The organism is Fontibacillus panacisegetis, assembly GCF_900102215.1.
Taxonomy (GTDB): domain Bacteria; phylum Bacillota; class Bacilli; order Paenibacillales; family Paenibacillaceae; genus Fontibacillus; species Fontibacillus panacisegetis.
In genome coordinates this window covers 1-6,566 of sequence record NZ_FNBG01000068.1, presented here as the reverse complement: position 1 = coordinate 6,566, position 6,566 = coordinate 1, and the positions used below count along the sequence as shown (strand labels likewise).

The window sequence follows — 6,566 nt, the reverse complement described above, 5'->3', positions numbered from 1 at the left end:
GCAATACGGTCAGTACGGGAAGGTGCACCAGTTTTGATTTGGCCAGCGTTAGTTGCAACCGCGATATCAGCGATTGTGCTATCTTCGGACTCACCGGAACGGTGGGAGATAACGTTATCTTTTCAATAATTAATAAATTTATAACCAAAAAACATGGCTCTGATTTTGTCTTGCTTAACTTATCCAATTGCATTAATATTACTATCACTTTTCTGAAGTAATTGGTAAATTCCTTCTTTATCTTGAATTATTCCTTTATTAATTACCTCTCCAGTACTAGATAAAATATAGCAATAAGGGAAAGTATGAGTCCCATATTTATGCATCTCTCCAAGCTCAACATGATGGATTGGTAACTTCAGATCATATTTTTCTTTTTTACTAAATAGATTCTTCAATGGCGATATCATTACAGATACTACCTGAAAAGAAGAAAACTCATCATTAATCGAGTTCATATGAGGATACAATTTTTCGCATCCACTGCAACCATGCATACTAAATAATATAATTGAACCTGAGAATTTAAAAGTATGTAAGTCTATTATTTTATCTGTTATTGTTCTTAACCTGAGATAAGGAAATATTGAACCAATCTCCACAGTAGTACTATTTTTAGCTTCACTTTTCATATTTGCTGAAATAGCTTCATAACTTTTTCTAAAAACATATGACATGAAGAACAATAGAATTATTATTATTATCCATTGAATAAGCTCAATAATTTGTCCAAATACTATCATAATTACCTCCCACTTTCAACGTTATAGTAATCTTTAAATGATTTACCCATAGCATATACACCGATCAAAGAAATGCTAAAAAGAATTGATAAGATAATCTCATATAAATTTGACATCGTTATCCTATCATTCCATAGAAACATTGTTATGGAAATGATGAGGAGAGGAATAATTCTAAACAATGTTGATTTACCAAGTTCTTCAGGAATCCAATCTCCGAAACAATTACATGTAACTTTTATATTCAATTTACTTGCTTTCCAAACAGACCAAATGAATGTAGCATTCAATAAAACTAAGATTAAGTTCCCAAACACAGTAAACTTGTCCATAAACAACAAAATACCACACGCTATTTCTAATGAAATAATTAATATTGCTCCGAATTGACCTAATCTTTCACGCTGTATGAGTAACAAAACAGTAGTCTTAAACGATTTATAAGAAGCAATCTTTAAAAGTCCTGTACAAATCATTAGTGTCGCTAAAAAAATTCTAATAAAAAGTATTAATGTCATCTGATCAACTCCTCAAAAAATTTATTTCATCAATTTAATATATTAAACACATATATTAGATAAAAAGTTATATGATAAAAATTTTATATTATATTCCAAAACATGTAACATTTTAACAAAAATAATTGTTGTATATAAAGAGTGTAACTTCAAGATTTACTCCAATATCCCCACAAAAAAATTCTAAGGAGGTTTTAAATTTGATTACTACATTCGCCTTAACAAAGAAAACATGCACTTATTACTCTAATTGCACAACTGATCCAACTGACTCTAGTTATAAATATTGTGATTGGGAGCAGTACACATGCTGTGGTTGTGAGAGTCCAATTGATTCAGGCACTTCATTATCAAGCGGAAGAAACCGTTTTGCTAAAAGTACACCTGATAAAAGTTGCACAACAGGCACTTGCTAGAAGACCTATTCTGGTAGTTCTACAATATAGTATGTGGGGATAAATATATCGCTGGTAAACTTATTGTTTATCAGCGATATATTACATAGATTAATAAGGTGGAAATTTATATATGATATCCAGTTTTTCTAAGACTATATTAATTTTAAAAACTTCAATTAGATTTATTGCATATTATTGGAGTGTAGTACGCGTAGAGATCATATTCTCAATATGTCTAAAAATAATACATGCTCTAATTCCTAGTATTCAATTAATAATCACGAAAAAAATGGTAGACTCTATTAGTGAAATATTCCAACATAGGGAAAATTTAGATTACGCAATGCAATATTTAGCTATACAAACCTTACTACTAATCATTGGTCATGTATTAATCTCTTTAGAAAGAATAAATAATATTAAAATGCAAAATAAAATCACCTTCGTTACCGAGGAGAGAATTATCACAAAAACTTCATCAATTCCAATAATGCATTATGAGAAAAGTGATTTCTATGACCAATTACTACGTGTATCTTCTGGACAAAGCCAAAGAGTAGTTGAAATGTTTAACGGACCATTAATAGTACTGCAAAATATATTAACTCTCTCAACTTTAATTGGGATAATATCAACTATTCATTGGTTAACAAGTATTTCAATCATACTATTTGCATTTCTACCTTTAGTAATTAACATCAAAATTAGTAAACTTAATCATAATTTAAATAGGGAAACTACACAGTTATCCAGACTAATTAACTACTTCCTAAATTTACTTAAAGGTCGGGAGAGCGCTAAAGAAATAAGAGTATTCCAGTTGCAAGATTATTTAATAAATAGGTGGAAAATAGTATATCAGAAATATACTAATAGGAAATTTTCATTTGATATTTATAACTCTTATTTTAGGACTGGTCTTGAGGTCCTTACTGCTGTACTTATTGCCTTAAATTTAGGATTTATCATTTGGATAGGAGCAAAAAGCAACTTAACTATCGGTGATTATACAGCTATTTCTCAAGCTTTCATATCAATTCAGGGTATTTTAGTCACACTTTCTTACTCAATTTCATCTTTATATGCAAATTCATTATCAATTCAAGAACTTATACAATTTTTAGAATTCTCTGATGAACTAGCAGTAGATAACAATACAAATATTAAGACTGACGAAAATGACCTAATAGGAAATGGTATATTTGTAGATAATTTAAATTTTTACTATGATAAAAATGGTCCTCCCATTCTAGACCATATTTCATTTAGAATTCATCCGGGTGAGAAAGTTGCTATCGTTGGAGATAATGGCGCCGGTAAGAGCACCCTTGTAAAGTGCCTATTGGGATTTTACCGCACATATAATGGGAATATTTACTACGGCGAAACAGAATTAAGGAATATACCCTCAAGTAAAATATTCAACCACGTAAGTACAGTTTTTCAGGACTTTTGTAAATACGAATTAACAGTAAATGAAAACATAGCCTTCGGTGATGTAAGACATATTGATGATAAAAATAAAATAATTGATGCATCTATCAAAGGAGACTCCTTCTCTTTTATCAATCAATTTCCAATTAAATACGACACTCAGTTAGGTCGTAGTTTTAATGGAGGCACAGAATTATCAGGAGGCCAGTGGCAAAAAATGGCGATTAGTCGCGCCTTTTTTCGTTCCTCAAAAATTATCATACTAGACGAACCTGCTGCTTCTTTAGATCCATTTGCCGAGGCGTCTTTGTATAAAAAATTTACTGAGCTATCCAACGGTAAAACTACAATTATAATTTCCCATCGTTTAAGTAGTTGCATAAATGCAGATCTTATTCTAGTAATGAAACAAGGAAAAATTGTAGAACAAGGAAGTCATAAAGAACTTCTATCATTAGATGGCTATTATGCAAAGATGTTTAACTTACAAGCAAAAAATTATCATAGTGCGGATACTGTTTGTTAATTTAGTTAAGGATACTTACGAAGGTAGGGAAACGAAATGAAAAAAAACATAATAAGCGTCAGCATGATTTTATTTTTATTAATCACTTTTGGATGCAGTAAAGATGGCAATGACTTAATGAATTTTAACAAAAAGGAAAAGTATATAATTAAAGTACTATATGAGAGTGAGTCCTCATTTTTTACTAATTATGGTTCATTATTAAGTGCAAACTATCCAAACATTGAGTTTGAAGTGATTCCATTTCCCAATACTTCAAATCTTGCTAGTAGTGAAGAAGTTCAACTTGCATATGACAAAATCATTGATGAAAAACAACCAGATATTCTTTTTCTATTTCCTGAACAGCTTGAACGGTACGGAAATCTTGGTCAATTATATAACTTGGATCGAATTATTACACAAGATAACTTTGATATTGATAATATGCTACCTGCAATTACCGATTACATTCGTTCTATTGGATCGGGTGAGTTATATGGATTAACACCTAACTTCTATGGAATGGCAGTTTATTATAACAAAGATTTATTCGATAATTACCAAATACCTTATCCCACAGACACCATGAGTTGGAAAGAGTTAATGTCACTTGCCCAGAGATTCTCTCCTAATAGTACCTCATCCTATGGAATTCAATTCGGTTCAAATAATAATACTCTGTTCCAACTCGCTCTTAATATTGGGTCAAATAACAACTTAAAATATTTAGATGTACAGAATAAAAAAATAAATATAAATACTTCGGGCTGGAAGAACGTTTTTGAATTTGTACTCGCTGCTTATCAAACAAATTCTATTTACCAATCTACAGAAAAGGATCAATTGAAACCAGGAATGACATATCAGGATCACTTACTTGCTAACCCGTTTATTACCAAAGAAGTGGCAATGACAATTGAAGGACATTATTTTATGAATGATTTAAAACTAGTTGAAGAACTTAACCCTGAATCAGCTCCAAACTGGGATATCGTAACCTTACCTTCAACTGACAATGTATTTAGTAGTGAAGATTCTATATGGATTCAGTACGTTCTAGCTATTAATTCGAAATCAACCAATACACAGGCGGCATGGGAAATTATTAAATATATTAATAGCGAAGAATTCACAAGGGTAACATTAAAATCAACCTTAAACAATAGTTTACCGACGCGAAGAGACTCATTATCGGATGAGCAACACAACCTAGATGCTTTTTATAAACTGAAAATAAATCCCTATGTCTCAAAGAAGTCATTAAATATATCTAGTGACTTTTTTGAATTATTCAACTCATTTGCAAGCAGCAAAATCAACGAGGTTTATCAAGAGAATATATCTTTAGATGAAGGGTTAGCTTCTATTGAACAAAAGGGACAAGAGCTTTTATCTGACAACTTACTAAATAAATGATTGGAGAATCTAACATTCAAAATAAATAGTAATTTTAACTTACGAGAACAAAAATATTTCAAGATTTTGTTAAAAAGGGGGGTTAGACGAAAATGAGTAATAAATCATTATATTCTAAAGAGGAATTAGAGAACTTTTGTCAACTAAATTCAGAAAAGCAGACTTTAATATACAATTTATATATAAAATGTCACTATAAACTAGTGTATTCCATTGTAAGAAATCACTTTTCTACAGAGGATATCTTGCAAGAGGCTTTTTTGAGAGTAATCAATAAAGATTTAACTCATATTTATAATAGTAAACTAAACTCCTGGATATATATTTTAACCAAAAATTTGGCCTTAAATTATCTAAGAAAACACAAATATAATAAAAATAACCTAAACATTGACGATGTAACTCATAATTTCTATGTCAGTAATCCAATTATTGAGTATGTAAAAATAAAAAATATACTCTATTACGTTTCACTATTGCCCTTAAATCTTAGAAAGACCATTTATTACCGAAGTATCATGCAACTAAGTTATAAAGAAATTTCAAAAATAATTGGGATAAGCGAAGGGGCAGTAAAGCAAAATCTACATCGTGCAAGAAAAATTTTACGTGAGCAACTTTAATTTAGGCCTCCATTTTTTATGTTGACTTCTATCAAACACTAATGTGTAAATACTGACCACTTCCCATGCCCTATCTAATTTTATAATCTTTATAATAAGAGACACAGTGAGTGAAGCTTGAATATGGTCAATCATACATTTCTGGATCCCTATGTTTGAATGACAAATAGAAATATCTAGTCAGTCTCTTAGAACGTCTTTATTATGTCGATGACCATATAAGCGTTGTACTTTAGATTGAGTGGTGTCTTAAGAACGGTTGCATAGATCTTTATGGCAAATCCATCATTCTTTCTATCCTGTTTATTACATTCACGATCATGATTAGAACATTTAAATGGTCAAAAATGATCTTGTTTTACCATGATACTAACCATGGTGATAACCTGCTCTTTAACGTTATAATGCGATAAACTTTTCTTTACCACAACAGACTCAAATCAAAATTCAAGTCGGATGGCACGAAATATAACAACTTCACATAAGCTCCTAACAAGATGTCGAGGATGTTTTATTGAAACAAGGGGCTTTTCAAACCATAACTAGTTTTATTAATAAATATTATCTAGTTATCGCAATTCTACAGCAATTATATAAATTGACCAGTTAATGATCCCCTATAACAAACGGCGGCTAAAAGTTCATTAAAGTAATTTCGGAGTAATTCCATACTACTAGTTTAAAATGAACATAACAAGGCTCCATCCCCTTAACGGGCATGGAGCCTTGACTTGCATTACTTAGTGGGAATAACTAGGGACTTACCTGTGTAAGGCTAATTATCTCTTCAGGTTGTAGAAAGATTTCAAGCCGTTATATTGAGCAAGTTCACCCAATTGGTCTTCGATACGAAGCAATTGGTTGTACTTCGCAATACGGTCAGTACGGGAAGGTGCACCAGTTTTGATTTGGCCAGCGTTAGTTGC

At 31.0% G+C, this 6,566-nt stretch carries 5 protein-coding genes and 2 pseudogenes; 3 read left to right on the top strand and 4 right to left on the bottom strand.

Translation table 11 applies throughout. From position 1 onward, the window contains the following. The 3 genes and pseudogenes from BLS49_RS24285 to BLS49_RS24275 all read right to left on the bottom strand — a co-directional run. Positions 1-113, bottom strand: a pseudogene (locus BLS49_RS24285) (hypothetical protein); the annotation flags it as partial. 66 nt (positions 114-179) lie between these two features. Then, the gene (locus tag BLS49_RS24280) at positions 180-743 is read right to left on the bottom strand and encodes a peroxiredoxin family protein (RefSeq protein WP_091236701.1); all 564 of its coding nucleotides are present in this window, start codon (positions 741-743) and stop codon (positions 180-182) included. A gap of 2 nt (positions 744-745) precedes the next feature. After that, a complete protein-coding gene (locus tag BLS49_RS24275; RefSeq protein WP_091236699.1) occupies positions 746-1,261 on the bottom strand; it encodes a MauE/DoxX family redox-associated membrane protein in 516 nt (171 codons plus the stop codon). 528 nt (positions 1,262-1,789) lie between these two features. Between BLS49_RS24275 and BLS49_RS24270 the strand changes: the two genes are divergently transcribed. The 3 genes from BLS49_RS24270 to BLS49_RS24260 all read left to right on the top strand — a co-directional run bounded on the left by BLS49_RS24270 (position 1,790) and on the right by BLS49_RS24260 (position 5,640). Next, positions 1,790-3,619, top strand: a complete 1,830-nt coding sequence (locus tag BLS49_RS24270) for an ABC transporter ATP-binding protein (RefSeq protein WP_091236697.1) — start codon at positions 1,790-1,792, stop codon at positions 3,617-3,619. Positions 3,620-3,655: 36 nt separating this feature from the next. Then, positions 3,656-5,017: an ABC transporter substrate-binding protein gene (locus BLS49_RS24265; protein WP_091236695.1), complete on the top strand. Its 1,362-nt coding sequence runs from the start codon at positions 3,656-3,658 to the stop codon at positions 5,015-5,017. A 92-nt stretch (positions 5,018-5,109) separates the two neighbouring features. Beyond that, complete coding sequence (locus tag BLS49_RS24260; protein WP_091236693.1) at positions 5,110-5,640, top strand: RNA polymerase sigma factor; 531 nt, start codon at positions 5,110-5,112, stop codon at positions 5,638-5,640. A 779-nt stretch (positions 5,641-6,419) separates the two neighbouring features. Here BLS49_RS24260 and eno read toward each other — a convergent pair. Next, positions 6,420-6,566: pseudogene (gene eno, locus BLS49_RS24255) on the bottom strand (phosphopyruvate hydratase); the annotation flags it as partial.